This is a genomic window from Pseudomonas sp. ANT_H12B, from assembly GCF_008369325.1.
In the GTDB taxonomy this organism is placed as follows: domain Bacteria; phylum Pseudomonadota; class Gammaproteobacteria; order Pseudomonadales; family Pseudomonadaceae; genus Aquipseudomonas.
On sequence record NZ_VOBI01000002.1, the window covers coordinates 358,931 to 383,595 of the forward strand.

18 protein-coding genes are annotated in these 24,665 nt (G+C 60.0%); 13 read left to right on the forward strand and 5 right to left on the reverse strand.

Features of this window, described 5'->3' with window-relative positions:
* The first annotated feature begins 209 nt into the window (after positions 1 to 209).
* Positions 210 to 1,169: a GlxA family transcriptional regulator gene (locus FQ185_RS04570; RefSeq protein ID WP_149416457.1), complete on the forward strand. Its 960-nt coding sequence runs from the start codon at positions 210 to 212 to the stop codon at positions 1,167 to 1,169.
* 138 nt (positions 1,170 to 1,307) lie between these two features.
* Here the strand turns inward: FQ185_RS04570 and FQ185_RS04575 are convergent, their stop codons facing one another.
* A complete protein-coding gene (locus FQ185_RS04575) occupies positions 1,308 to 1,724 on the reverse strand; it encodes a DUF3010 family protein (RefSeq protein WP_149416458.1) in 417 nt (138 codons plus the stop codon).
* Between the two features lie 61 nt (positions 1,725 to 1,785).
* Positions 1,786 to 2,187 (reverse strand): lysozyme inhibitor LprI family protein, encoded by a 402-nt coding sequence (locus tag FQ185_RS04580; RefSeq protein ID WP_149416459.1) that lies wholly within the window; start codon positions 2,185 to 2,187, stop codon positions 1,786 to 1,788.
* A 236-nt stretch (positions 2,188 to 2,423) separates the two neighbouring features.
* On the opposite strand from FQ185_RS04580, the gene FQ185_RS04590 reads away from it, so the two are divergent.
* The 10 genes from FQ185_RS04590 (at position 2,424) to FQ185_RS04640 (ending at position 18,677) form a co-directional block, all read left to right on the forward strand.
* Positions 2,424 to 3,401: a dipeptidase gene (locus tag FQ185_RS04590; RefSeq protein WP_149416460.1), complete on the forward strand. Its 978-nt coding sequence runs from the start codon at positions 2,424 to 2,426 to the stop codon at positions 3,399 to 3,401.
* Positions 3,402 to 3,479: 78 nt separating this feature from the next.
* Positions 3,480 to 4,010: a DUF5943 domain-containing protein gene (locus tag FQ185_RS04595; RefSeq protein WP_008033249.1), complete on the forward strand. Its 531-nt coding sequence runs from the start codon at positions 3,480 to 3,482 to the stop codon at positions 4,008 to 4,010.
* Between the two features lie 15 nt (positions 4,011 to 4,025).
* On the forward strand, positions 4,026 to 6,086 hold the full coding sequence (dgcA, locus tag FQ185_RS04600; RefSeq protein WP_149416461.1) for a dimethylglycine demethylation protein DgcA: 2,061 nt from the start codon (positions 4,026 to 4,028) through the stop codon (positions 6,084 to 6,086).
* 169 nt (positions 6,087 to 6,255) lie between these two features.
* Positions 6,256 to 8,205: a dimethylglycine demethylation protein DgcB gene (gene dgcB, locus FQ185_RS04605; RefSeq protein WP_149416462.1), complete on the forward strand. Its 1,950-nt coding sequence runs from the start codon at positions 6,256 to 6,258 to the stop codon at positions 8,203 to 8,205.
* A complete protein-coding gene (locus FQ185_RS04610; RefSeq protein ID WP_149416463.1) occupies positions 8,205 to 9,425 on the forward strand; it encodes an electron transfer flavoprotein subunit alpha/FixB family protein in 1,221 nt (406 codons plus the stop codon). The genes dgcB and FQ185_RS04610 overlap by 1 nt, the downstream gene beginning before the upstream one ends.
* Positions 9,426 to 9,440: 15 nt before the next feature.
* Positions 9,441 to 10,211, forward strand: a complete 771-nt coding sequence (locus FQ185_RS04615) for an electron transfer flavoprotein subunit beta (RefSeq protein ID WP_149416464.1) — start codon at positions 9,441 to 9,443, stop codon at positions 10,209 to 10,211.
* A 113-nt stretch (positions 10,212 to 10,324) separates the two neighbouring features.
* Positions 10,325 to 10,891 carry a GNAT family N-acetyltransferase gene (locus FQ185_RS04620; RefSeq protein ID WP_149416465.1) on the forward strand — a complete coding sequence of 189 codons (567 nt, stop codon included), beginning with the start codon at positions 10,325 to 10,327 and terminating at the stop codon, positions 10,889 to 10,891.
* A 1,027-nt stretch (positions 10,892 to 11,918) separates the two neighbouring features.
* A complete protein-coding gene (locus FQ185_RS04625) occupies positions 11,919 to 15,371 on the forward strand; it encodes a GMC oxidoreductase (protein ID WP_149416466.1) in 3,453 nt (1,150 codons plus the stop codon).
* Between the two features lie 159 nt (positions 15,372 to 15,530).
* Positions 15,531 to 17,399 carry a hypothetical protein gene (locus FQ185_RS04635; protein WP_149416468.1) on the forward strand — a complete coding sequence of 623 codons (1,869 nt, stop codon included), beginning with the start codon at positions 15,531 to 15,533 and terminating at the stop codon, positions 17,397 to 17,399.
* 27 nt (positions 17,400 to 17,426) lie between these two features.
* Positions 17,427 to 18,677 carry a metallophosphoesterase gene (locus tag FQ185_RS04640; RefSeq protein ID WP_149416469.1) on the forward strand — a complete coding sequence of 417 codons (1,251 nt, stop codon included), beginning with the start codon at positions 17,427 to 17,429 and terminating at the stop codon, positions 18,675 to 18,677.
* Between the two features lie 108 nt (positions 18,678 to 18,785).
* Here FQ185_RS04640 and gbcA read toward each other — a convergent pair whose 3' ends face one another.
* On the reverse strand, positions 18,786 to 20,081 hold the full coding sequence (gbcA, locus tag FQ185_RS04645; protein ID WP_149416470.1) for a glycine-betaine demethylase subunit GbcA: 1,296 nt from the start codon (positions 20,079 to 20,081) through the stop codon (positions 18,786 to 18,788).
* Positions 20,082 to 20,365: 284 nt separating this feature from the next.
* Between gbcA and gbcB the strand changes: the two genes are divergently transcribed.
* The gene (gene gbcB / locus FQ185_RS04650; protein ID WP_149416471.1) at positions 20,366 to 21,466 is read left to right on the forward strand and encodes a glycine-betaine demethylase subunit GbcB; all 1,101 of its coding nucleotides are present in this window, start codon (positions 20,366 to 20,368) and stop codon (positions 21,464 to 21,466) included.
* Between the two features lie 138 nt (positions 21,467 to 21,604).
* Here gbcB and FQ185_RS04655 read toward each other — a convergent pair whose 3' ends face one another.
* The gene (locus FQ185_RS04655; RefSeq protein ID WP_149416472.1) at positions 21,605 to 22,429 is read right to left on the reverse strand and encodes an NAD(P)-dependent oxidoreductase; all 825 of its coding nucleotides are present in this window, start codon (positions 22,427 to 22,429) and stop codon (positions 21,605 to 21,607) included.
* A gap of 127 nt (positions 22,430 to 22,556) precedes the next feature.
* On the reverse strand, positions 22,557 to 23,597 hold the full coding sequence (locus FQ185_RS04660; RefSeq protein WP_149416473.1) for a low specificity L-threonine aldolase: 1,041 nt from the start codon (positions 23,595 to 23,597) through the stop codon (positions 22,557 to 22,559).
* A 133-nt stretch (positions 23,598 to 23,730) separates the two neighbouring features.
* Between FQ185_RS04660 and FQ185_RS04665 the strand changes: the two genes are divergently transcribed.
* Positions 23,731 to 24,450: a TraX family protein gene (locus tag FQ185_RS04665; protein WP_149416474.1), complete on the forward strand. Its 720-nt coding sequence runs from the start codon at positions 23,731 to 23,733 to the stop codon at positions 24,448 to 24,450.
* Positions 24,451 to 24,665 lie beyond the last annotated feature (215 nt).

Here is a 24,665-nt window from a genome sequence, read left to right on the forward strand (position 1 = left end):
CAGACGTTATTGTGGGTTCCGGCATCTTCGTGCGCCGGTGATGACAAGTTACGCAGCTAAGCCCCTATGAAAGCGCACTGCGGCGACCAGCTCTTGCACTGCAGCGACCTGTGCTCTTGAATGCCGGGTGCAAGTGGCGTATCAACGTCCACACGCTACCCGCCCTCTCGTTACCTGGCCTCTTTTTACCTGCTAAGCGAGTGCGCTCCATGTCCCAGGATTTCTACTTCTTGTTGATGCCGGGTTTCTCGGCCATCGGTTTTATCTCGGCCATCGAGCCGTTGCGGGTCGCCAATCGCTTTCGCGGCGAGCTGTATCGCTGGCACGTACTAAGCGCCGATGGCGGTGCGGTTTTGGCCAGCAATGGCATGTCGGTTAACGCCGATGCGGCGCTGGAGCCGCTGAAAAAAGGTGCGACTCTTTTGGTGGTCGCTGGCTTCGAGCCGCTGAAATTCGCCACCCCGTCTCTGGAGCACTGGCTACGCCGACTGGACAACGAAGGCGTGACCCTCGGCGCCATCGACACCGGCAGCTTCGTCCTCGCCGAGGCCGGCTTGCTCGATGGTCATCGCCTGACTCTGCACTGGGAAGCCATCGACGCCTTCAAGGAGTCCTATCCACAGCTGAGCGTCACCCAGGAACTGTTCGAGATCGACCGCCGGCGCATCACCTCTGCCGGCGGTACCGCATCGATTGATCTGATGCTCGACCTCATCGGTCAGGCCCATGGCCCGGAACTGGCGATCCAGGTCAGCGAACAATTCGTACTCGGCCGTATCCGACCGCGCAAAGACCACCAGCGCATGGAAGTCGCCACGCGTTATGGCATCAGCAACAAGAAACTTGTTCACGTGATTGGCGAGATGGAGCAGCACAGCGAGCCGCCGCTGAGCACGCTGGAATTGGCGGAGTCGATCAAGGTGACGCGACGGCAGTTGGAGCGGTTGTTTCGCCTGCACCTGAACGACACACCGAGCAATTTCTACCTGCGCTTGCGGCTGGAGAAGGCCCGGCAGTTGTTGCGCCAGACCGATATGAGCGTGCTGGAAGTGAGTATTGCGTGCGGGTTTGAATCACCGTCGTACTTCACCCGCAGCTATCGGGCGCGGTTTGAGCGGTGTCCGCGAGAGGATCGGCGGCGGTTGGGGGATGGCCGGGAACTGGTCTGAACTTAAGTTTTGACAACACCAGAGAACCCTGTGTGAGCGAGCCTGCTCGCGATGGCGGTCGGTCATTCAAGTTGATGTCGACTGATCCACCGCTATCGCGAGCAGGCTCGCTCCCACCGTTTTGATCTGCTGTGGGCCTTACTTCTTCATCAGCGCCGAACAGGCCGCTTTAAACGCTTCATGCTGATACTTGTTCAGCGTGGCCGGCAGTTCGAAGTCGAATTTCTTGTTCTGCGCATTGATGGTTTGTGGCGACAGCAGCGTGACCTCGCAATTTTCCAGCAGCTGGAAAACGCCCTCGATCTTGAACGTGGTCGGCCCACCGGCAAACTCACCCTTCTTGCTGCGCTTCTTGATCGCGATCCGATCAATGGAATTTTCCCGCACAAACGACGCCACCTGAGCGGCAAAGACTTTGACGTTCGCGGCTTCGTCGTCATCGTCGAGGGCGATTTTCTTGGTGTTCAGCGGGATGTGGCTCAGGACCTGATCGTCGAGGGAGGCCACGGCAATGATGGCTTCGCTGCCTTTGATTTCGATGCCGCAGATTTTCATTTGAATTCCTTTACTGGCAGAAGGTGTTCAGCTTACAGGTATGGTTGGCTGGGATTTGTGCTTACTCCTGCCCAATCGACTCCAAAAACTCCGACCGCTCGTCACTCATCCGCGCCACACAGTCATTCTGCGCAATAGTGAACGCCTTGCTACCGGTCGTCGCCGGGAACGCTTCAACTGCGCAATCCGCGTCACGCGTCTTCAACCACTGCTGTTGAGCCGCCTTGAGCTTGGCGGTGATGTCGGTCAGTTGCGCCGGGTTCTTTTCGTAGAGCATTTGCATGCGATCAGCCAGGCTCTTGTAGTTTTCGCTCAGCAGGTCTTCGGCGGCGCTTCTGCTGTAGACCGAGCATTCCAGGGTCTGGACCTCGTTTTCGACTTTGTCGCAGGGGTTATCGTCGGCCTCTTCAGCCGCGTGTACGCCGGTCGCTATCAGTGCCAAAGCCAGGAAGATCGATTTCATTGCGCCGCCGCCCCTTTTTCCAGTAAAGCATCCAGTAATGGCGCGAATTCTGGCCCATGCGCAGGCCCTTGAACAGGTGGCTCATGACGTCCGGCGACGACCCTTTGTCGCGGATTGACGCTTTCGGCAAACCCCCTGTCGTTTTTGCACCCGGCTGCCCCCTCCCTCAGGCATATGCTGGCCCCAAAGCGCCGGCATACGATTCGGCGCATGAATCGCTAATAGGGGACAGCCTGATGAGCCCAGCCGAATTGCACGCCGACAGCATCGTTATCGACGGGCTGATTATTGCCAAGTGGAACCGCGAGCTGTTTGAAGACATGCGCAAGGGCGGTCTGACCGCGGCCAACTGCACCGTGTCGGTGTGGGAGGGCTTCCAGGCCACCGTCAACAACATCGCCGCCAGCCAGAAGCTGATCCGCGAGAACAGCGACCTGGTGATTCCGGTGCGCACCACCGCCGACATCCGCAAAGCCAAGGAGCAGGGCAAGACTGGCATCCTTTTCGGCTTCCAGAATGCCCACGCCTTTGAAGACCAGATCGGCTATGTCGAGATGTTCAAGCAGCTGGGCGTCGGTATTGTGCAGATGTGCTACAACACCCAAAACCTGGTCGGTACCGGTTGCTACGAGCGCGATGGCGGCCTGTCGGGTTTCGGTCGCGAAATCGTCGCCGAGATGAACCGCGTCGGCGTCATGTGCGACCTGTCCCACGTCGGCTCGAAAACCTCCGAAGAAGTCATCCTCGAATCGAAGAAACCGGTCTGCTACTCCCATTGCCTGCCGTCGGGTCTGAAAATTCACCCGCGCAACAAATCCGATGAAGAACTGAAATTCATTGCCGACCACGGCGGTTTCGTCGGCGTGACCATGTTCGCGCCGTTCCTGGCCAAAGGCATCGATTCGACCATCGACGATTACGCCGAAGCCATCGAATACACCATGAACATCGTCGGCGAAGACGCCATCGGCATCGGCACCGACTTCACCCAGGGCCATGGCCAGGACTTCTTCGAATACCTGACCCACGACAAGGGCTACGCCCGCCGTCTGACCAGCTTCGGCAAGATCATCAACCCGCTGGGCATCCGCACCGTCGGCGAGTTCCCGAACCTGACCGAGACGCTGCTCAAGCGCGGCCATTGCGAGCGCGTGGTGCGCAAGATCATGGGCGAGAACTGGGTCAATGTCCTAAAGGACGTCTGGGGCGAGTAAGCCACAGCACCTCTGAATCCTTTCCCCCGGCCGTCCGTGCCGGGGGCAACACCAAAAATTTTCTGGAGTTAAGTTTCCATGGCCAAGATCGCCCCGCAATTGCCAATCGAAGTCGACAGCGAAACGGGTGTCTGGACTTCCGACGCCCTGCCAATGCTGTACGTACCGCGTCATTTCTTCGTCAACAACCACATGGGCATCGAGGAAGTGCTGGGCGCCGACGCCTACGCCGAAATCCTCTACAAGGCCGGCTACAAATCCGCCTGGCACTGGTGTGAAAAAGAAGCTGAATGCCACGGCCTGGAAGGTGTCGCGGTATTCGAGCACTACATGAAACGTCTGTCGCAACGCGGCTGGGGCCTGTTCAAGATTCAGGACATCGACCTCGACAAAGGCACCGCCAGCGTCAAGCTCGAACACTCGGCGTTCGTCTACGTGTACGGCAAGGTCGGGCGCAAGGTCGACTACATGTTCACCGGTTGGTTTGCCGGTGCCATGGACCAGATTCTGCAAGCCCGTGGCAGCAAGATTCGCACCGTCGCCGAACAAGTCTACGGTGGCTCCGAAGAAGGCCACGACGACGGTTTGTTCACCGTCAAGCCGTTGTAAGTCGAGGACCCCGCCATGGCTTTCGAAGCAATGTTCCAGCCGATCCAGATCGGCAAACTGACCATCCGCAACCGCGTGCTCAGCACCGCGCACGCCGAGGTCTACGCCACCGACGGCGGCATGACCACCGACCGGTACGTCAAGTATTACGAAGAGAAAGCCAAGGGCGGGATCGGCCTGGCGATTTGCGGTGGTTCGTCTGTGGTGGCCATCGACAGTCCACAGGAATGGTGGAGTTCGGTGAACCTGTCCACCGACCGCATCATCCCGCACTTCCAGAATCTTGCGGACGCCATGCACAAGCACGGCGCCAAGATCATGATCCAGATTACCCACATGGGGCGTCGTTCGCGTTGGGACGGCTTCAACTGGCCAACCCTGATGTCGCCGTCGGGCATTCGTGAACCGGTGCACCGTGCTACCTGCAAAACCATCGAGCCGGAAGAAATCTGGCGAGTGATCGGCAACTACGCTCAGGCTGCACGTCGTGCCAAGGCCGGTGGCCTGGACGGTATTGAACTGTCCGCGGTGCATCAGCATATGATCGACCAGTTCTGGAGCCCACGGGTCAATAAGCGTACCGACGAATGGGGCGGCACCTTTGAGGGCCGGATGAAGTTCGGCCTGGAAGTGCTCAAGGCCGTACGGGCCGAAGTGGGCCCGGATTTCTGTGTCGGTATTCGCCTGTGTGGTGACGAGTTCCATCCGGATGGCCTGTCCCATGAGGACATGAAACAAATCGCCAAGTATTACGACGACACCGGCATGCTCGACTTCATCGGTGTGGTCGGTTCGGGTTGTGATACCCACAACACCCTGGCCAACGTTATCCCGAACATGAGTTATCCACCGGAGCCGTTCCTGCATTTGGCAGCCGGTATCAAGGAAGTGGTCAAGGTTCCGGTACTGCACGCGCAGAACATCAAGGACCCGAACCAGGCGACCCGTATTCTGGAAGGCGGTTACGTCGATATGGTCGGCATGACCCGCGCCCACATCGCCGACCCGCACCTGATCGCCAAGATCAAAATGGGCCAGATCGACCAGATCAAACAATGCGTCGGCGCCAACTACTGCATTGACCGTCAGTACCAGGGCCTGGACGTCTTGTGCATCCAGAACGCCGCAACCTCCCGTGAATACATGGGCGTGCCGCACATCATCGAGAAATCGACCGGTGTGAAGCGCAAAGTTGTGGTGGTCGGTGCCGGTCCTGCCGGGATGGAAGCGGCGCGTGTGTCGGCCGAACGTGGCCACGACGTGACCCTGTTCGAGAAGAAAGAATTCATCGGCGGGCAGATCACCACCGCTTCGAAAGCCCCGCAACGGGACCAGATCGCCGGTATCACCCGCTGGTTCCAGCTGGAATTGGCGCGTTTGAAAGTCGACTTGCGCCTTGGCGTGGCAGCCGATGCGGCAACCATTCTCGACCTGCGTCCGGACGTGGTAGTACTCGCCGTCGGCGGTCATCCATTCCTGGAGCAGAACGAGCACTGGGGCGCGGCTGAAGGCCTGGTGGTCAGCAGCTGGGACATCCTCGATGGCAAGGTCGCGCCGGGCAAAAACGTGCTGGTCTACGACACCATTTGCGAGTTCACCGGGATGTCGGCGGCGGACTTCCTTGCCGACAAGGGCAGCCAGGTGGAGATCGTCACCGACGACATCAAACCGGGCGTGGCGATTGGCGGCACATCGTTCCCGACGTACTACCGCAGCATGTACCCCAAAGAAGTGATCATGACCGGCGACATGATGCTGGAGAAGGTCTACCGCGAAGGCGACAAGCTGATCGCGGTACTGGAAAACGAATACACCGGCGCCAAAGAGGAGCGGGTGGTGGACCAGGTCGTCGTCGAAAACGGCGTGCGTCCGGACGAAGAAATCTACTACGCCATGAAGGAAGGCTCGCGCAACAAAGGCCAGATGGACATCGAGGCCCTGTTCGCAATCAAGCCACAACCTTCATTGAGCCAGGCGGGCGACGGCTACTTGCTGTTCCGCATCGGCGACTGCGTGGCCCAGCGCAACACCCACGCGGCGATCTATGACGCGCTGCGGTTGTGCAAGGATTTCTAAGAGCTTGTGGATAACCCTGTAGGAGTGAGCCTGCTCGCGATGAACGATAACGCGGTTTGCCTGAGGCACCGCGGCGTCTGAATCGCGAGCAGGCTCACTCCCACAGGAATCGAGCAAGGCATCCAGGTAGTTTGGCCTGCAAGACCCCGAGGTCTTTGGGAGCTCCACCATGTTGAACACCCTTCTTCCAATCCTGTTGTTCGCAGCCACCGGACTTGCCGTCCTCGGCGCGTTGCGGCGGGTGGCTATGTGGCGCCGAGGCCGGGCCTCCAAGGTCGACCTGATCGGCGGCCTGTTCGCCATGCCCAAGCGTTACATGGTCGACTTGCACCACGTCGTCGCACGGGACAAATACATCGCCAACACTCACGTCGCCACGGCTGGCGGTGCGGTGGCGTCCATTGTGCTGGCGATCCTGGTTCACGGTTTCGGCCTGCAGAGTCGCATTCTCGGCGTTGCCCTGTTGATTGCCTCGGCGGTGATGTTCGTCGGTGCGATTTTCATGTTCCTGCGTCGTCGCAACCCACCGGCTCGCCTTTCCAAAGGGCCATGGATGCGTCTGCCGAAAAGCCTGTTGGCGTTCTCGGCGAGCTTCTTCCTGTTGACCTTGCCGGTGGCGGGCATCCTCCCGGAAAACTTCGGCGGTTGGGTGGTGGCTGCGATCCTCGGCGTCGGCGTGCTGTGGGGCGTTAGCGAACTGTTCTTCGGCATGACCTGGGGCGGGCCGATGAAGCACGCCTTCGCCGGTGCTTTGCACCTCGCCTGGCACCGTCGCGCCGAGCGTTTTGGCGGCGGCCGTTCCACCGGTTTGAAACCGCTGGACCTGAACGACCCAACCGCGCCGCTGGGCGTGGAAAAACCCAAGGATTTCACCTGGAACCAACTGCTCGGCTTCGACGCCTGCGTGCAGTGCGGCAAGTGCGAAGCCGCGTGCCCGGCGTTCGCCGCCGGCCAGCCGCTGAACCCGAAAAAACTCATTCAGGACATGGTCGTTGGTTTGGCTGGCGGTACTGACGCCAAATTCGCCGGCAGTCCGTATCCAGGCAAGGCGATTGGCGAACACGCCGGCAACCCGCATCAACCGATCGTCAACGGTCTGGTGGACGCTGAAACTTTGTGGTCCTGCACCACTTGCCGCGCCTGTGTCGAGGAGTGCCCGATGATGATCGAGCACGTCGACGCCATCGTCGACATGCGCCGCCATCTGACCCTGGAAAAAGGCGCGACCCCGAACAAGGGCGCCGACGTCCTCGAAAACCTCATCGCCACTGACAACCCTGGCGGCTTCGCGCCGGGCGGGCGGATGAACTGGGCGGCGGATTTGAACCTGAACCTGCTCAGCGAGAAGAAAGCGGTCGACGTGCTGTTCTGGGTCGGCGACGGTGCTTTCGACATGCGCAACCAGCGCACGTTGCGCGCCTTCGTCAAAGTGCTGAAAGCGGCCAAGGTCGACTTCGCGGTGCTGGGCCTTGAAGAGCGCGACAGCGGTGACGTGGCCCGACGTCTGGGTGACGAAGCGACCTTCCAGCTGTTGGCCAAACGCAACATCCAGACGTTGGCCAAGTACAGCTTCAACCGCATCGTCACCTGCGATCCGCACAGCTTTCACGTGCTTAAAAACGAGTACGGCGCCTTCGACGGCAACTACCTCGTGCAGCACCACAGCACCTACATGGCGGAAATCATCGGCGCTGGCGCCCTGAACCTCGGCCAGCACAAAGGCAGCAGCGTGACTTATCACGACCCGTGCTACCTCGGCCGCTACAACGGCGAATACGAGGCGCCGCGTGAAGTGCTGCGTGCCCTCGGGATTGAAGTGAAAGAAATGCAACGCTCCGGTTTCCGCTCGCGCTGCTGCGGCGGTGGCGGCGGTGCGCCGATTACCGACATCCCGGGCAAACAACGGATCCCCGACATGCGCATGGAAGACATCCGCGAAACGGGTGCCGAACTGGTGGCCGTGGGTTGTCCGCAGTGCACCGCGATGCTCGAAGGCGTGGTCGAACCTCGCCCTTTGATCAAGGACATCGCCGAACTGGTGGCCGACGCGTTGCTCGAAGACGCGACGCCGAGCAAACCGGCCGCACCGGCCCAACGTGAACCTGCGGAGGCCCACTGATGAGCGACATTATCCGCCGCGACCCACGTGCCGAATGGATCGCCCGCAATCGCCTGCACCCGCTGCACGCGGCCATGCAGCCGGCGCAACACAGCTGGATGGGGCCTAACGGCGTCATCCGCAAGAATCTGCACGGCATCGGTTTTATCGGTCCCAACGGCATCAAACGCATTGACCGCAGCGGCGCTCAACAGGGCGGGGCGAGCAAACGCTCGGCCGCGGTTGAAGTGCAGTTGCCGCTGCATCAAGTGCCGGCACCTGCGTTTTACATCAGCGTGGTGCCGGACATGGTCGGCGGCCGCTTGAGCAGTCACGACCGCGACTTGCTGGGCCTGGCTCATCAATTGGCCGGCAAGGACGGCGCTGTATTGGCCGTAGTCTTCGGTGAACACAAAGAAAACGCTTTCGCCACCGCTGGCGTTGATCGCTTGCTGGTGCTGGATGGCGACGAATTCAGCGGTTATGCACCGGAACAACGGGTCCAGGGCCTGCGGGCTGTGGATAACCAGTTCAGCCCGCGTCACTGGTTGCTGCCCGACAGCCGCAGCGGCGGTGGTGAACTGGGTCGGCGCTTTGCCGCAGCACTGGGCGAACGCCCGGCCACGCGGGTCTGGCAAGTCAAGGATCAGGAATGCATCGGCCGCGCCGGTGCCGGTTTGCAAGACCTTGCGCGCCCGGTGGCACGCTTGATTCTGGCTGCCGTCGAGTGCGCCGAACCGGTCAGCGAAACCCGTCACGAAGCCTTGCCGGTGGAGTTATCCACAGCTGTCGCGCGCAGCTTGTCGCGCATCGAGGATTTGGGCGCGGTAGCGGTGGACCCGGCGGCGATTCCGATGGCCGAAGCCGAGTTCATCTTCTCCGGCGGCAACGGGGTCAAGGACTGGGGACTTTTCCACAGGACGGCCGAGGCGTTGGGCGCTACCGAAGGCGCGTCCCGAGTGGCGGTGGACGATGGCTTCATGGCCCGTGACCGTCAGGTCGGCGCGTCCGGCACCTGGGTCACCGCAAGGGTCTACGTGGCGGTTGGGATTTCCGGGGCGATCCAGCACCTGCAAGGCATCGGTGCCTGCGACAAGGTGGTGGCGATCAACCTCGACCCAGGCTGCGACATGATCAAACGGGCCGACCTGTCGGTGGTCGGCGAGAGCGCTGAGATTCTTCAAGCCTTGATCGCGGCGGTAGAGGCTTACCGCAACGAAGCCAAGCGCGATGCGGCTTAAGGAAAGGAAAGGGTTATGAGCACGAAAATCATCAGCTTGGTGTCCATCGGCGCCCACCCGACCTCCGGCCGGCCACGTCGCGCGGAGCAGGATGCGCGGGCGGTGGAGCTGGGTCTGCAGCTGGCTGGGGATAACCTGCAAGTGCTGCATGCCGGCGACGTCGCCGAACCGGCGTTGCGCGCGTATCTGGGCATGGGCCTGGAACAGCTGCACGTGCTTGAACAACCTTCAGGCGCCGATGCACTACCAGCATTGACCGCCTATTTGCGCGACGCCGGGGCGCAGGTCGTGCTGACCGGCAGTCAGGCGGAAACCGGCGAAGGCTCGGGCATGTTGCCGTTTTTGCTGGCCGAAAGCCTGGGCTGGCCGCTGGTGGTAGGGCTGGCTCAAGTTGAATCCATCGACGGCAGTTCAGCGCTGGTGCTGCAAGCCTTGCCTCGCGGTCAACGCCGTCGGTTGAAAGTGCGGCTGCCGTTCCTCGCCACTGTGGATAACGCTGCACCGAAACCTCGGCAGAGCGCCTACGGCCCGGCCCGACGCGGGGTGTTGCAGGCAGATGAAGTCGAAGTGATCGACGATGAACTGCTGGCGGTCGCCACGCTGCAACCGGCCAAGCCACGGCCTAAACGCTTGAAAGTGATCAAGGCCAAGAGCGGCGCGGACCGGATGAAAGCCGCGACGGCCAAGGCCAGCGGCGGTGGCGGGCAAGTGCTTAAAGGCGTGACTGCGCAAGCAGGTGCCGAGGCGATCCTCAAGTTGCTGATCGAAGAAGGCGTAGTCCGCTGATCTTCACACCGTGATCGTTCCCACGCTCTGCGTGGGAATGCCGCCCGGGACTCTTTGCCTGCCTGAAACGCTGAGCGTGAAGGACGCTCGCTATCATCCCGTCGGAGAAAGTAATGACCGTTGAATTTCGTTCTGCCCTGCGCGCGGATGCGCGGGAGATTGCTCGCTTGTTCCAGATTTCGTCAGAAGGTGCTGCGGATTACATCTGGAGCCAACTGGCGCAACCCGGTCAGGATCTATTGGATGTCGGTGCCAGTCGCTATGCGCGTGAAGGCGTGGATTTTTCCTGGCAGAACTGCCTCATCGCCGAGGCAGGGGGAAACGTCATCGGCATGATGCACAGCTATGTGATGCGTCACGATCCGCTGGCCGCTCCCGTCACCGATCCCGTGCTGGCGCCGTACGCCAAAATGGAAATCCCCGACACCCTCTACATCTCCAGCCTCGCGCTTCATGAAGGCTGGCGAAACCAGGGCTTGGGCAAGCAGTTCCTCGCCTACGCTTACGACCGTGCCAACCAACTGGAGCTCAATGGCTTGAGCCTGATCGACTACGCCGTGAACACCGGCGCCCGCCGGTTTTACGAGCGACATGGCTTTCGTATCGTTGATACCTGCCAGATCACGCCCCATCCGATGATTCGGGTTACGGGTGAGGCCTATTTGATGTATCGGCCGTAAAGTCGAATCCAATCCCTGTGGGAACAAGCCCGCTCCCACAGTTGTTATGCATTTACCCACAATCCCTGTTAGCGCTTCTGTGGATAACATGTTCGCCCTTCGCTACATCCCATGTAAATCAAGCCCTGCGACCCTTCGTACAAAAAACAACCAGCCTAACTTGCGGTTTTTTCAGGCTTTTTCCAGAGGATAACTTTGTAAGCGAGCCAATACTTGCCCCCAATCTCTGTTAGCGCATCTGTGGATAAGATGTTCGCTGTCCTCTACAGGCCATATAAAGCGGGCTTATCAGGCAGCTGATCAAAAAACGATCAAATCGTCGTTTTAAGCTGATAAACCTCGCGCAAACCCCGATTTATCGCGGACTCCAACGGTTTTCCACAGATCCGCCCAAGTTGCCCCCAAAGTCTGTTGGCGCTTCTGTGGATAAGGTGTTCGCCATCCTCTGAAGGCCATGTAATACGTGACTTACAGCCTTTCGATCAAAAAACAACCAATTGCTCTTGAAAACCCTACTACTGGATAAGTCACGGATTTTCTTCAGTTTCTGTGGAGAAAGTTTCCACGAAATCCACACTTGTCCCCATTAACTGTGGGTGGAGGTGTGGATAACTTGTTCGCGAAACCCTGCAAGCCACGTCCGGTATAGGCCTGAACGCAATAGATCAGATTTCATACAGTTCTAAGTCGCTCCTTGACTTCGAACTGTCCGCTGTCTTCACTCTCAGGGCACACAAGGACAGCCGCCACTTATCCACATCTGGTTCAAGGGAGAACGCGTGATGGATAGCCAGCCACACCGCTCGCCCCCCATTCTCTGCATAACCTGCGTGCCCACGCCGGCAGCTTTGTTGCGCAAACGTATTCACCGGCACGCCGCCAATCAGCGTGCTCGTCTATAGCGCCTGACCTTTTCCAATGACACCCGCTTACTGCCGCTGAGTTCACTCAGTGGCCAGGTATTCGTTCGCCCATTGATTGCAGGCAACCGCAGAGTTGCCCATCTGCCTGACAGAGGAATAGACCCATGACACGGATCGCAACGCCCATCAGCGACATCAAGGAACATTACGACGTGATCGTCATAGGCTCGGGTTACGGCGGCGGGATCGCTGCGTCGCGCCTGTCTCGCGCCGGCAAGCGGGTTTGCCTGCTGGAACGCGGTCGCGAAATGCAGCCCGGCGAGTACCCCAACACGATGTTGGCGGCGACCGAGGAGTTGCAGGTGCATGACCCGGATGGTCACATCGGCTCGCGCACCGGGTTGTTCGACTTGCACGTCAACGCCCAGCAGAACGTGGTGGTCGGTTGCGGCCTGGGTGGTACATCGCTGATCAACGCCAACGTCGCCCTGGAGCCGGAGCCCGGCGTATTCGACGATCCGCGCTGGCCACTGGCGGTGCGTGAACATCGCGACACCTTGCTCAAGGACGGTTATGCCCGGGCTCGGGAAATGCTCAAACCCATGCCGTACCCCAACACGTCGCCGGTGTTGCCCAAACTCGAAGCCAACAAGAAGTCGGCGGATTACCTCAAGCAAGGCGCGCATTTTTACAAGCCGCCGATCAACGTGACCTTCGACAAACTGCCGAACAACCTCAACCACGTCGGCGTCGAGCAATTACCTTGCAACCACTGCGGCGACTGCGTTTCGGGCTGTAACAACAAGGCCAAGAACACCACGCTGATGAACTACCTGCCGGACGCCTGGAATCACGGCGCGGAGATTTTCTGTCAGGCCGAGGTGCGGCATCTGGAACGCGACGGCGATGGCTGGATCGTGCACTTCCAGTACCTGGACAGTGGTCGCGAGAAGTTTTCCGCGCCGACGTTGTTCGTCAAAGCCGACATCGTGGTCGTTTCCGCCGGCACCTTGGGCTCTACTGAAATCCTTCTGCGCTCCCGGGATAAAGGCCTGTCGATGTCCGGCCAGCTCGGGGAAAACATGAGCGGCAACGGTGACATCCTTGGCTTCGGCCACAACTGCGAGCAACCGATCAACGGCATCGGTTTCGGCGCGCATCCGGCCAAGGAACTGCACCCGGTCGGCCCGTGCATCACCTCGGTCATCGACATGCGCACCGAAGGCGACTGGCGCAGCCGGATGGTCATCGAAGAAGGCTCGATCCCCGGCGCTCTCGGGCGGCCGATGGTGCCGAGCATGGCCGGGTTCGCCGAGCTGATCGGCGTACCTACCGACGACGGCTTCACTGCGAAAATGAAGTACAAGGAGCGCGAAGCCGAAAGCTTCCTCCGTGGACCGTACTACGGCGCACTGCACAACATGCAGACGTACCTGATCATGAGCCACGACAACGGCAAGGGCCGCATGGTGCTGGATAGCAAGGATCAGCTGCGCATCGATTGGCCGGGCGTCGGCGAACAGGAGAACGTGAAGATCGGCAACGAGCGGCTGCAACAGAGCACCAAGGCGCTGGGCGGAATCTGGGTCGAAAATCCGATCTGGACCAAGCTGCTCAAGCACAGCATCGTATCGGTTCACCCGCTGGGCGGTTGCGTCATGGGCGAGGACGCGGGGCAGGGCGTGGTCAACCACAAGGGCCAGGTGTTCAGCGGGGCCAGCGGCACCGATGTGTATGCCGGTTTGTATGTGACCGACGGCGCGGTTATCCCGACGTCGCTGGCCGTGAATCCGCTGCTGACTATTTCGGCGGTGAGTGAGCGCAACATGGGCCTGCTGGCCGCCGATCGCGGGTGGCAAATCGATTACACGCTACCTTCGGCGCCGCGCAAACAAGTGGCGCCACCGACCCTTGGCGTGCAGTTCACCGAAACCATGAAAGGCTACTTCTCCCGGGCGTTCACGGCGGCCCAGAGCACTGACCTGAAGGTCTACGAAGCGGCGGCCAAGCGCGGTGAGGCGGACAACTCGCCCATCGATTTCACCTTGACCATCACCGCCAACGACCTCAATCGCATGATCAAGGAGCCGGAGCACGCCGCGACGCTGGTGGGGACGGTCAACGCTCCAAGCCTGTCGCCGCAGCCGTTGACGGCAAGTAACGGCGTGTTCAACCTGTTCGAGCAGTATCAGGAACAGGTCGGCGTACGGCACATGAAGTACGACATGAAACTGACCGCCGAGGACGGCAACGACTATTTCTTCAGCGCCTTCAAAACCGTGCCGGAAGACAACGGCGTGCTGAACATCTGGCACGACACCAGTACCCTCTACGTGACGCTCTATCGCGGGCCGGACAAGACCGGCGAGGTTATCGGGTCGGGGGTGATGCACATCCATCCGACCGACTTCGCCAAGCAGATGACCACCATGAAGGTGCTCAATGCCCGCAATGAGCGCGAGCGCATCGATGGGTTGGCGCGCTTCGGCAAGTTCTTCGCCGGGATTCTCTGGGAGAGCTACGGCGGGGTGTTTGCGGGTGACATCTACTTCAATCCCGACGCACCGCCACGGCTCAAACGACCGCTGGATGCGCCGCCGCCAGTGGTGCACTTCTTCGAGACCGAAGACAACGTCGAGCTGCGCCTGACCCGTTATCAGGGCGGCAGCAAAGGACCGGTGATGCTGGTTCATGGCTTGGGGGTGGGCTCGAATATTTTCTCGACCGACACCATCCAGACCAACCTGCTGGAGTACTTGTGCAAGCACGAGTACGACGTCTGGTTACTGGACTTGCGAGTGAGCATCCTGCTGCCCGCCAGCAAGAAGGAATGGAACGGCGACCAGATCGCCCAATACGACTTCAAGGCTGCCATCGCGCAGATCCAGCAGGAAACCACAGCACCAGACGTCCAGTGCGTGGTGCACTGCTACGGCGCGACAACCTTCTTCATGTCATTGCTGGCCGGGTTGCAGGGCGTGCGTTCGGTGGTCTGTTCGCAGATCGCGGCAGATGCCGTGGTTGCCACGGCCACCGGGCTCAAGGCCGGTTTGCACCTGCCAGGCATGCTCGACGCCATTGGCATCAAATCCCTCACGGCGTACGCCGACAACAAGGAAAACTGGTTCAACAAACTCTATGACAAAGCCCTCAACGGCTATGCCCGGATCGAGGCGCAGGGCTACTGCACCAACCCGGTGTGCCACCGCATCACCTTCATGTACGCATCGTTGTATCGCCACGACACCCTCAATGAAACCCTGCACGACAACCTGCACGAGCTGTTCGGCGAGTCGAACATGCACACCTTCGAGCACCTGGCGCTGATCGTGCGCAAAGGGCATCTGGTGGACTTCAAGGGCGAGGATGTCTACATGCCGCACTTCGACCGGCTGAGCATGCCGATCTGCTTTATCAGCGGCGCGGACAACCAGTGCTACCTGCCGGAAAGCACGCTCAAGACTTACGAGCGGGTGTGCAAGGTGCATGGGCCGGAGCGCTACAGCCGGCATGTGGTGCCGGGTTACGGCCATATCGATTGCATGTTCGGCAAGGATGCGGTGGTCGATGTGTACCCGATCATCCTGCAACACCTGGAGAAAACTGCCCTCGGCTAGAACTGCCGGTGGCTGGAAATTTGTCACACAACCTGTGGGAGCGAGCCTGCTCGCGATAGCGGCGGCACAGTCAACATTGATGTCGCCTGACACACCGCTATCGCGAGCAGGCTCGCTCCCACAGTGGACGGTGTTCAGGATTAGAAGGAAAAGGATGATATGGACAGTTACATCCGCTGGTTTCAACGCTTCATCTGGCTAGGCATCGTGATGAACATGGTCTTCGCAATCCCGGCGCTTTTCGCTCCGGCGCTGCTGACCTCGTTGCTCGGGATGCCACCGCAACTCTCCGACCCGTGGCTGGAAAACGCCGGCATGCTGCTGGTGGGGATCAGCCTGTTCTACATGCCGTCAGGCTTCAACGCACCACGATACGTTGTGCATTCGTGGCTGTGCGTGTTGTCGCGATTGGTCGCCGTAGCGTTCTGGATCTACCTGATCAACACCAGCAATCAGGCTCAGGTGTTCGTGCCGATGCTGATGGGCGATCTGAGCATGTTCCTGATCCTCGGGATCCTGCTGTACCTGGGCAGCGCTCCGGCCAATCGACCGCTGGCGTTGCTTCGCGACGGCGGGCGGGAATGGCGCGCAGGTTGGGCGCGACGCTGGCAGCGGCACAGCTTCAAGGTCGCCACGCTGGTCGTGGTGCTGGCGCTGGGATTCATCGGTTACCAGACCTGGTACCAGATGCTGCGGGTGGTGCCGGCAGAGCAATACGCCTCCGACGAAGATCACTACAAATACGCCGCCATTGGCCTGGGTATCGAAGCGCGGATTCCCTATTACCTGTTTGCCGTGTTGCCGCAGATGTGCCCGGAGAAAATGCCAAAACCCGGCGGCTACGAAGTCTTCGGTTTCCTCTACGAGAATGGCAATGACCTGCCCATCGGCATGGCCAAGCGGCAGATCGGCTACCCGACCGTGGAGCCCAACTGCGCCCTGTGCCACACCGGCTCCTATCGGGCCAATACCAGCGATGTCGCGATCCCGGTGGCCACTGCGCCGGCCAATACCCTGCAACTGCAGGCCTTCCAGTGGTTCGCCTACGATTGCGCCAGCGACCCGAAATTCACCACCGACGCGGTGATGACCGCGATCAACAGCAAGTTCCAGCTCGGGTTCTTCGAACGCCTGTACAACCGCTACCTGATCATCCCGATGGCCACGAGCGCGCTGATCAAGCAGAAACAGGCCTATGCCTGGCAGCAACTGCGCGCGCCGCAAGGGCCGGGGCGGACCGACACCTTCAACCCGACAAAAATGGTGGTGTTCGGCTTCCCGGATGACTCGACCATCGGCACCGTCGACTTGCCGCAAGTCTGGAACCAGAAACCCCGGGAGTCGCTGTACCTGCACTGGGACGGCAACAACAACGACATCCATGAGCGCAACTACGCGGCGGCCATGGCCGTGGGCGCGACGCAGGAATCAGTGTTGCCAGCCAGTTTCAACCGGGTGACCAACTGGCTGCTGGGCCACAAATCACCGGCCTGGCCGTTCGCGCTGGATCAGGCCAAGGCTGCCCAGGGCAAACCGGTCTGGGAAACCAACTGCGCCGGTTGCCATGATTTCGGTCGCGCCGACACCGGTCAGGTCACCACCAACATTGATGAACTGGGCACCGATCCCCATCGGCTGAACTCGTTCACCACAGGTTTAGTGACGGCCTTTCACGGCTTCAAGACATCGCCGTTCGATTTTGGCGCCTACCGCAAGACCCAGAGCTACAGCAACACGCCGACCGACGGCGTCTGGTTGCGTGCGCCGTACTTGCACAACGGTTCGGTGCCGACCCTGTGGGATTTGCTGCAACCACCGGAACAGCGGCCGCAGGTGTTCTTCACCGGCTCCGATGTGTACGACCAGGTCAAGGTCGGCTTCGTCACCAGTGGTGAGCAAATGAAAGCCTCGGCGGACTTTGAATACGACACGCGCCTGGAGGGCAACCACAACGGTGGCCACCTGTACGGCACGCAGCTGTCGGAACTCGATAAGCGGGCGCTCATCGAGTTCATGAAAACCCTGTAATCCCACTACGGATGGAGGAATACCGACATGTCACTCGTCACTCATTGGGAGCATGAATACGACAAGGTCAAGCTGCGCCTGCACGGGCTGTTCACGCGGCTGGAGATGTCCTGGAAAAAGCTCATCAGCGATCTCGAGCCCGAGGAGTTCGAGGCGATCGTCGCGCTGCTGCAACGGGGTCACGATCAGGCGCAATACGTGCTCAAAAACGGCGACTTGCCCGACGATCAGCCGAGCGTGCCGTGGGAGTTGTCCCACGGTTTGTCGATCCTGCACATCGGCAACGCCGCTCCCTTGCCGCAATCGGTAGACGAATTGCAAACCCGGGTGCTCAAGGACGGCAGCCTGCTCGGTTGTCGTAAATGGGAGCTGCTGGATTTGCTGTGGAGCGAGGCGCTGCTGAAGTGGATCGAGAACCTGCGCCATCACGCACCGTTCGCCACCAACCCGGCGCTGATGAAAATGGACAGCGACGTGACCCTGGCGATTGCTGGCGACTGGGGCACCGGACCGTTCGACAGCCACGCCCCGGCGGTAGCGGTGGCCAATCAGATGCAACTGGCCCAGGCTGATTTCACCGTTCACCTGGGGGATGTGTATTACGCCGGCACCCACTCCCAGGAAGACGTCGACATGGTCGGCTGGCCCATGGGCAAGCACGGCTCGTTTACCCTCAATTCCAACCACGAGATGTACAGCGGCGCCCACGGCTACTTCAAGGAATTGGCCGAACGTTTTCCGGCGCAGCAGGGCACCAGTTACTTCGCGTTGTACAACGACGACTGGCTGGTGGTCGGGCTCGACAGCGCGTACGCCTCCGATGCGATCAACCTGTACATGGACGGCACGCTGAACAAGGAGCAGATCGCCTGGATGAAAGACCTGCCCCAGCGCAAGAAGATCATGGTGCTCAGCCACCACCAGGGTTTTGATATCTCCGGGCACAACAAGACCGCGCTGTATCAAACGGTGTGTGACGCCTTGGGGCGGGAGCCGGATTACTGGTATTGGGGGCATTTGCACAACGGCATCTGCTACGCGGCTCAGGGCGGTTTGCATGCACGCTGCGCCGGGCACGGGGCGATTCCGTATGGCAATGCCAGCGAGTTGGACGGGCATACGCGGGTGCTGTGGTCGGAAACGCAAAATGCGCGGGATGAGGCGTACCCGGATCGGGTGTTGAACGGTTATGTGAAGGTGCGGCTGGTGGGGGAAAACATCGAAGAGACGTTTATTGGGGAGGATGGGTCGGTGCGGTGGTCTTCGTCAGCCCATTGATTTGTGGTGACGGGTAGGCCGTCATCGCGAGCAGGCTCGCTCCCACAAGGGATCATCAGTGCACATAGATCCAGTGTGGGAGCGAGCCTGCTCGCGAAGCTTTTGACGTTAGCCCTGAACCGGCACGCCCTTGAGGTAAGGCGCAGGCTCTGCCCCCAGGTTGTTCAGCAACCGCTCGCTGTACCAATCCACAAAGTTCACCACGCCAAACTCATAGGTCTTGGAGTAAGGCCCAGGCTGGTAAGCCGTGGAGTTGATGCCGCGCTGGTTCTCTTCGGCCAGGCGACGATCCTGGTTGTTGGTCGCATCCCAGACCTGGCGCATGCGCTCCACGTCGTAGTCCACGCCTTCCACCGCGTCCTTGTGGACCACCCATTTGGTGGTGACCATGGTTTCCTGCGCGCTGATCGGCCACACCGTGAACACGATGATGTGGTCGCCCATGCAGTGGTTCCAGGAGTGCGGCAGGTGCAGGATGCGCATCGAGCCCAGATCCGGGTTTTTGATCCGGCCCATGAGTTTGGCGCAGCCTTGTTTGCCGTCCAGGGTCATCGACACGGTGCCTTTGAGCAGCGGCATGCGCACGATGCGGTTACGCAAACCGAAGCTTGCGTGGGCGTAAGGGATTTTCTCGGCTTCCCAGGCAGCGGCGGAGGCCGCGACGTGGTCCTTGAAGGCCTGGTCGGCGCGTGGGTCGGTGATGTCATCCCATTCCAGCAGGGTTTTCAGCAGTTCCGGGTGCGACGCGTTGCAGTGGTAGCACTCGCGGTTGTTTTCCAGCACCAGTTTCCAGTTGGCTTTTTCAAACAAGGTGGTCTGAATCGCCACCTTGGTGTTCTCCATGTCGTACGGTTCCATGTAATGGTTCAGCGTCGACAGAAAGTCATCAATGGCCGGCGGATTCTCCGACAGGCTGATGAAGATATAGCCGCCAGCGGTCTTCACGTTCACCGGTTTGAGGCCGTACTGCTTCATGTCGAAGTCGGCGCCCATTTCGGTGCCGGCGAACAACAGACGACCGTCCAGCTCATACGTCCACTGGTGGTAATGGCAGACCAGCTTGGCGACCTTGCCTTTTTCGCTGGTGCACAGCCGCGAACCACGGTGGCGGCAGACGTTATGGAACGCATGCACCACGCCTTCGGCGCCGCGAATCACGATGATCGGGTTCTTGCCGACTTGCAGGGTCAGGTAGTTGCCCTTGGTCGGGATCTCGCAGGTCATGCCGGCGATCAACCACTCTTTCTGGAAGATTTCCTGCATGTCGATATCAAACAGCCGCTCGTCAGAGTAAAACGGCTGCGGCAGCGAGAAAGTGCGCTCGCGCTCTTGCAGCATCTGCGCGGTGGCCTTGCGTGCGGGTTCCAGCGGATCGCCCAGGCTGATTTTTGCGGTGACGTCCATCGATTTGATCCTCATGGCCATTCTGTGTGGCCGGCGAAAGTGGCTAATCAGGTTTGCTACGCAAGGGTGTAAAGATTGTGTCTTGGTATGGAGCGAGTGTGGGGCCGGCGTTGTCCGGAACCTTATCCATGGGCGACATGGCCCAATCTGTTCCCGACGCGCAACCCCCGGTAATTGGGGGCTGGTCGCGATAAGTATGTGAATGTCGCAGATAGGTAAATGGGTGGTTCGCTCGTTACGCAGAATCGCCAACATAAGGCCGACCATCGGCGGTGGAGAACAGCATGTCCAACAGCTTCCTGAATCCGGTAACCACCCAGACCTGGGCCAATGGTCGACACATCGTCCGTTGCGTCAAAGTCATCCAGGAAACCTGGGATGTGCGCACCTTCTGCTTTATGGCTGACCAGCCGATCCTGTTCTTTTTCAAGCCGGGGCAGTTTGTCACCCTGGAGCTGGAAATCGAAGGCGTGCCGATCATGCGCTCGTACACCATTTCCAGCTCGCCGTCGGTGCCGTACAGCTTTTCGGTGACCATCAAGCGCGTGCCGGGCGGCAAGGTGTCGAACTGGCTGCACGACACCCTGCACGAAGGCCAGGAGCTGGCGGTGCACGGGCCGGTCGGGCTGTTCAACGCCATGGACTTCACCGCGCCGAAGGTGCTGTACCTCAGCGGTGGCGTCGGCATCACGCCGGTCATGTCGATGGCGCGCTGGTTCTATGACACCAACGGCAATGTCGACATGGTGTTTATCCACAGCGCCCGCTCGCCCAAAGACATCATTTACCACCGCGAACTGGAACACATGGCGTCGCGGATCGATAACTTCAGCCTGCACCTGATCTGCGAAAAGCACGGTCTGGGCGAGCCGTGGGCCGGTTATCGCGGTTACCTGAATCACAAGATGCTCGAACTGATGGCGCCTGACTTTCTTGAGCGGGAAGTCTTCTGCTGTGGCCCGACGCCGTACATGAACGCAATCAAGCACATGCTCGAAGCGGTCGGCTTCGACATGTCGCGTTATCACGAGGAATCTTTCGGTGCTACGCCACCGGAAGCCCGCGCCGATGCGGTGGAACAAGCCGAAATCGCCGCAGACGCACCGGATATCGACGTCGCGGACCTGCACCAGGTGGAGTTCACTGCGTCCGGCAAGAGCATTCGTGTGGCGCCGGGGGAAACCGTTCACGCCGCCGCTGCCAAGTTGGGTCTGTTGATTCCGAAGGCTTGCGGGATGGGGATTTGCGGGACGTGCAAGGTGATGAAGCTGGGCGGCGAGGTGGAAATGGAGCACAACGGCGGGATCACCGAGGAAGACGAAGCGGAAGGGTTCATTCTTTCGTGCTGCAGCGTGCCGAAGGGTGACGTGCGCATCGAGTTTTAAGCAACGCCAATCCCTTGTGGGAGCGAGCCTGCTCGCGAAAGCGCCGGATCAGTCAACATCAATGTTGAATGTCAGTACGCCTGCGCGAGCAGGCTCGCTCCCACAGGTTTTGTATCTTTTCTGATCGGTTGTTTTTCTTCAGTCGACAAACAGGTCCGGCATCAGCGGGTCGGTGGTGTCGGGCGCAAACCGATACTGTTCAAAATCCGTCACCCCGTTTTCACCCAGAATTTCCTCATCAATCAGCAACCGCCCGGTAATGCTGCGACCGCTGCTGTCCAGAATGGCATGGGCGGCATCCGCCATGATCGCCGGCGTTCGTGCGTGTTTGAAGGACTCGCGTGAGCCGAGCTGAAATTCGATGGCGGCGGTGGCAATCATCGTCTGCGGCCACAGCGAATTAACGCTGATGCCATAACCGGCAAATTCCTCACTCATGCCCAGGGTCAGCATGCTCATGCCGTATTTGGTCACCGTGTAGGGGCTGTATTGGGCGAACCATTTCGTCGCCAGGTTCAACGGTGGCGACAGGTTAAGAATGTGACCACTGGTTTTTTTCAGATAGGGCAGGGCAGCCTGACTGCACAGCAGCACGGCGCGGGTGTTGATCTGGTGCATCAGGTCGAAGCGCTTGAGCTCGATGTGTTGAACCCCGGTCAGCTTGATCGCCCCAGCATTGTTGATCAGCGCATCAATGGCGCCGAAATGTTCGTGGGCCCGGGCCAGCGCCTCGCGTACCGCGAGTTCATCGCGAACATCCACCTGCAACGGCAGCGCCTTGCCGCCCGCGTCTTCAACTTCCTTGGCCACGCTGAAAATCGTGCCCGGCAGTTTGGCGTGGGGATCGGCGCTTTTGGCGGCAATCACAATGTTGGCCCCATCCCGTGCGGCGCGTAGCGCAATTTCGCGACCGATCCCGCGACTGGCGCCGGTGATGAACAGGGTTTTGCCTTGTAAAGACATGCGTGCGCTCCTGATTATTGTTATCTGAGCGGATGGAACGGCTCGCCAATCAATGTAGACCAACTCTCCAGTCGCCACTGATCGTTCCCACGCTCCGCGTGGGAACGATCAGTGGGTCGGCGGGGGGTTAGCGGGACATGACTTCGCGAATATCCGCCGCCAGTTCCCGCACGCGTTCTTCTTCGGTGTCCCATGAGCACATGAAGCGTGCGCCGCCGTTGCCGATGAAGGTGTAGAAGCGCCAGCCCTTGGCGGTCAGTGCGGCGATGGCCGGTTCCGACAGTTGCAGGAACACGCCGTTGGCCTGCACCGGGAACATCAGTTCCACGCCTGGAATGTCGCTCACCAGTTCCGCCAGCAACTGCGCGCAGTGGTTGGCGTGTTTGGCGTATTTGAGCCAGGCGTCGTTTTCCAGAATCCCGACCCACGGCGCCGACAGAAAGCGCATTTTCGACGCCAGTTGCCCGGCCTGTTTGCAGCGGTAATCGAAGTCTTCAGCCAGCTTGTGGTTGAAGAACAGAATTGCTTCCCCCACCGCCATGCCGTTTTTCGTGCCGCCGAAGCACAGTACGTCGACGCCGGCCTTCCAGGTCAGGTCCGCTGGCGAGCAGCCAAGGAAAGCGCAGGCGTTGGAGAAGCGTGCGCCGTCCATGTGCAGGTTCAGGCCCAGCTCTTTGCAGGTGGCGCTGATGGCGCGGATTTCTTCCGGGGTGTAGACGCTGCCGACTTCGGTCGCTTGGGTCAGGGTCACCACGCGCGGTTTCGGGTAGTGAATGTCCTGACGCTTGAGGGCGATTTCGCGGATCGATTCCGGGGTCAGCTTGCCGTTTTCGGTGCGGGCGATGAGCAGCTTGGAACCGTTGGAAAAGAATTCCGGTGCGCCGCATTCGTCGGTTTCGACGTGGGCGGTTTCCGAGCAGATCACGCTGTGGTAACTCTGGCACAGTGACGACAGGGCCAGTGAGTTGGCCGCAGTGCCGTTGAAGGCGAAGAACACTTCGCAGTCGGTTTCAAACAGTTTGCGGAAATCGTCGGACGCGCGGGCGGTCCATTCATCGTCGCCATAAGCGCGCTGGTGGCCGTGGTTGGCCTGTTCCATGGCAGCCCAGGCTTCAGGGCAGATACCGGAATAGTTGTCGCTGGCGAATTGTTGGCTCTTATCGGTCATGGCCCTGCTTTCCGTGGTCGAGGCGCTTATGGTGAAGCGACTCGTGGTCAATGATGGTGCGCACTTTACCGAAGATCATCCGGGGAGCACACGCGATGCGTCTGACAGAACAATACAAAGACGACGGGCAATTATGCACATGACGCAAAGGGATGGGGCACTGGATCTGCTTAAGTGGCTGGCGCTGTTGAGCATGGTGATCGATCACCTGCGATATGTCGGCTATTCCGTCGATCTGCTGTATGTGCCGGGACGATTGGCGTTCCCGTGGTTCTGTCTGGCAATGGCCGCCAATCTGGCTCGGACGCGAGCAGTGTCGACCGACGGCCAGTGGCGGTACTTGGGATGGTTGCTGTTGTTTAGCGCCGTCAGCGAAATTCCCTACCGGATGTTCATTCCTGATATCGACACCTTGAACGTGCTGCCCACGTTGGCGCTGGGATTGCTGGTGGCCCGTGGCTGGCAGGGACGAACCCTGCAAACGCGACTGTTGGCGGCAGGCGCCTTGCTGCTGGCAGCTCTGTTCTCTGAGCGCCTGATGTTCGGGTTCTTCGGCGTGCTGTTGCCGTTGGCGATGTTGCTGGTGATCGGGCGGCCCTGGTATTTCAGCCTGCTGCCGGGGCTGGTTTGCCTGGCGGCTAATCAATGGCAAGTGTTGTATTACGGTGCCCGACTGGGTAGCAACTCCGCCATCCTCGGCATCGCCGCTTGTCTGATTGCGCCATTGCTCGGGCTACTCTTGTTGCGATACGCCCAGTCTTTCAAGCCACCACCACCGATGCGTCGCTGGGCTTATGCGCTCTATCCGATGCATTTTCTACTGCTGCTCGCAATACGTCAGGTCATCGCCTGACCCTGTGGGAGCGAGCCTGCTCGCGATGGCGGCAGCTCAGGCAACATCAATGTTGAATGTGAGGCCGTTATCGCGAGCAGGCTCGCTCCCACAGGGGATCTTCGCTGGTTCGAAGGTTATGTTCGGCATGCCATTTCCCGCCATGTCGTAAACGCACCTTTGCGTGGCGTCCGTAGGCATTTGACCTGTCTGCGCCGGTCATACCATCGCATCAA

What these genes read in the sequence shown, in the direction of transcription:
- FQ185_RS04570 (WP_149416457.1), top strand. Translation starts at nt 210, where the DNA reads ATGTCCCAGGATTTCTACTTCTTGTTGATGCCGGGTTTCTCGGCCATC.
- FQ185_RS04575 (WP_149416458.1), bottom strand. Translation starts at nt 1,724, where the DNA reads ATGAAAATCTGCGGCATCGAAATCAAAGGCAGCGAAGCCATCATTGCC.
- FQ185_RS04580 (WP_149416459.1), bottom strand. Translation starts at nt 2,187, where the DNA reads ATGAAATCGATCTTCCTGGCTTTGGCACTGATAGCGACCGGCGTACAC.
- FQ185_RS04590 (WP_149416460.1), top strand. Translation starts at nt 2,424, where the DNA reads ATGAGCCCAGCCGAATTGCACGCCGACAGCATCGTTATCGACGGGCTG.
- FQ185_RS04595 (WP_008033249.1), top strand. Translation starts at nt 3,480, where the DNA reads ATGGCCAAGATCGCCCCGCAATTGCCAATCGAAGTCGACAGCGAAACG.
- dgcA (WP_149416461.1), top strand. Translation starts at nt 4,026, where the DNA reads ATGGCTTTCGAAGCAATGTTCCAGCCGATCCAGATCGGCAAACTGACC.
- dgcB (WP_149416462.1), top strand. Translation starts at nt 6,256, where the DNA reads ATGTTGAACACCCTTCTTCCAATCCTGTTGTTCGCAGCCACCGGACTT.
- FQ185_RS04610 (WP_149416463.1), top strand. Translation starts at nt 8,205, where the DNA reads ATGAGCGACATTATCCGCCGCGACCCACGTGCCGAATGGATCGCCCGC.
- FQ185_RS04615 (WP_149416464.1), top strand. Translation starts at nt 9,441, where the DNA reads ATGAGCACGAAAATCATCAGCTTGGTGTCCATCGGCGCCCACCCGACC.
- FQ185_RS04620 (WP_149416465.1), top strand. Translation starts at nt 10,325, where the DNA reads ATGACCGTTGAATTTCGTTCTGCCCTGCGCGCGGATGCGCGGGAGATT.
- FQ185_RS04625 (WP_149416466.1), top strand. Translation starts at nt 11,919, where the DNA reads ATGACACGGATCGCAACGCCCATCAGCGACATCAAGGAACATTACGAC.
- FQ185_RS04635 (WP_149416468.1), top strand. Translation starts at nt 15,531, where the DNA reads ATGGACAGTTACATCCGCTGGTTTCAACGCTTCATCTGGCTAGGCATC.
- FQ185_RS04640 (WP_149416469.1), top strand. Translation starts at nt 17,427, where the DNA reads ATGTCACTCGTCACTCATTGGGAGCATGAATACGACAAGGTCAAGCTG.
- gbcA (WP_149416470.1), bottom strand. Translation starts at nt 20,081, where the DNA reads ATGGACGTCACCGCAAAAATCAGCCTGGGCGATCCGCTGGAACCCGCA.
- gbcB (WP_149416471.1), top strand. Translation starts at nt 20,366, where the DNA reads ATGTCCAACAGCTTCCTGAATCCGGTAACCACCCAGACCTGGGCCAAT.
- FQ185_RS04655 (WP_149416472.1), bottom strand. Translation starts at nt 22,429, where the DNA reads ATGTCTTTACAAGGCAAAACCCTGTTCATCACCGGCGCCAGTCGCGGG.
- FQ185_RS04660 (WP_149416473.1), bottom strand. Translation starts at nt 23,597, where the DNA reads ATGACCGATAAGAGCCAACAATTCGCCAGCGACAACTATTCCGGTATC.
- FQ185_RS04665 (WP_149416474.1), top strand. Translation starts at nt 23,731, where the DNA reads ATGCACATGACGCAAAGGGATGGGGCACTGGATCTGCTTAAGTGGCTG.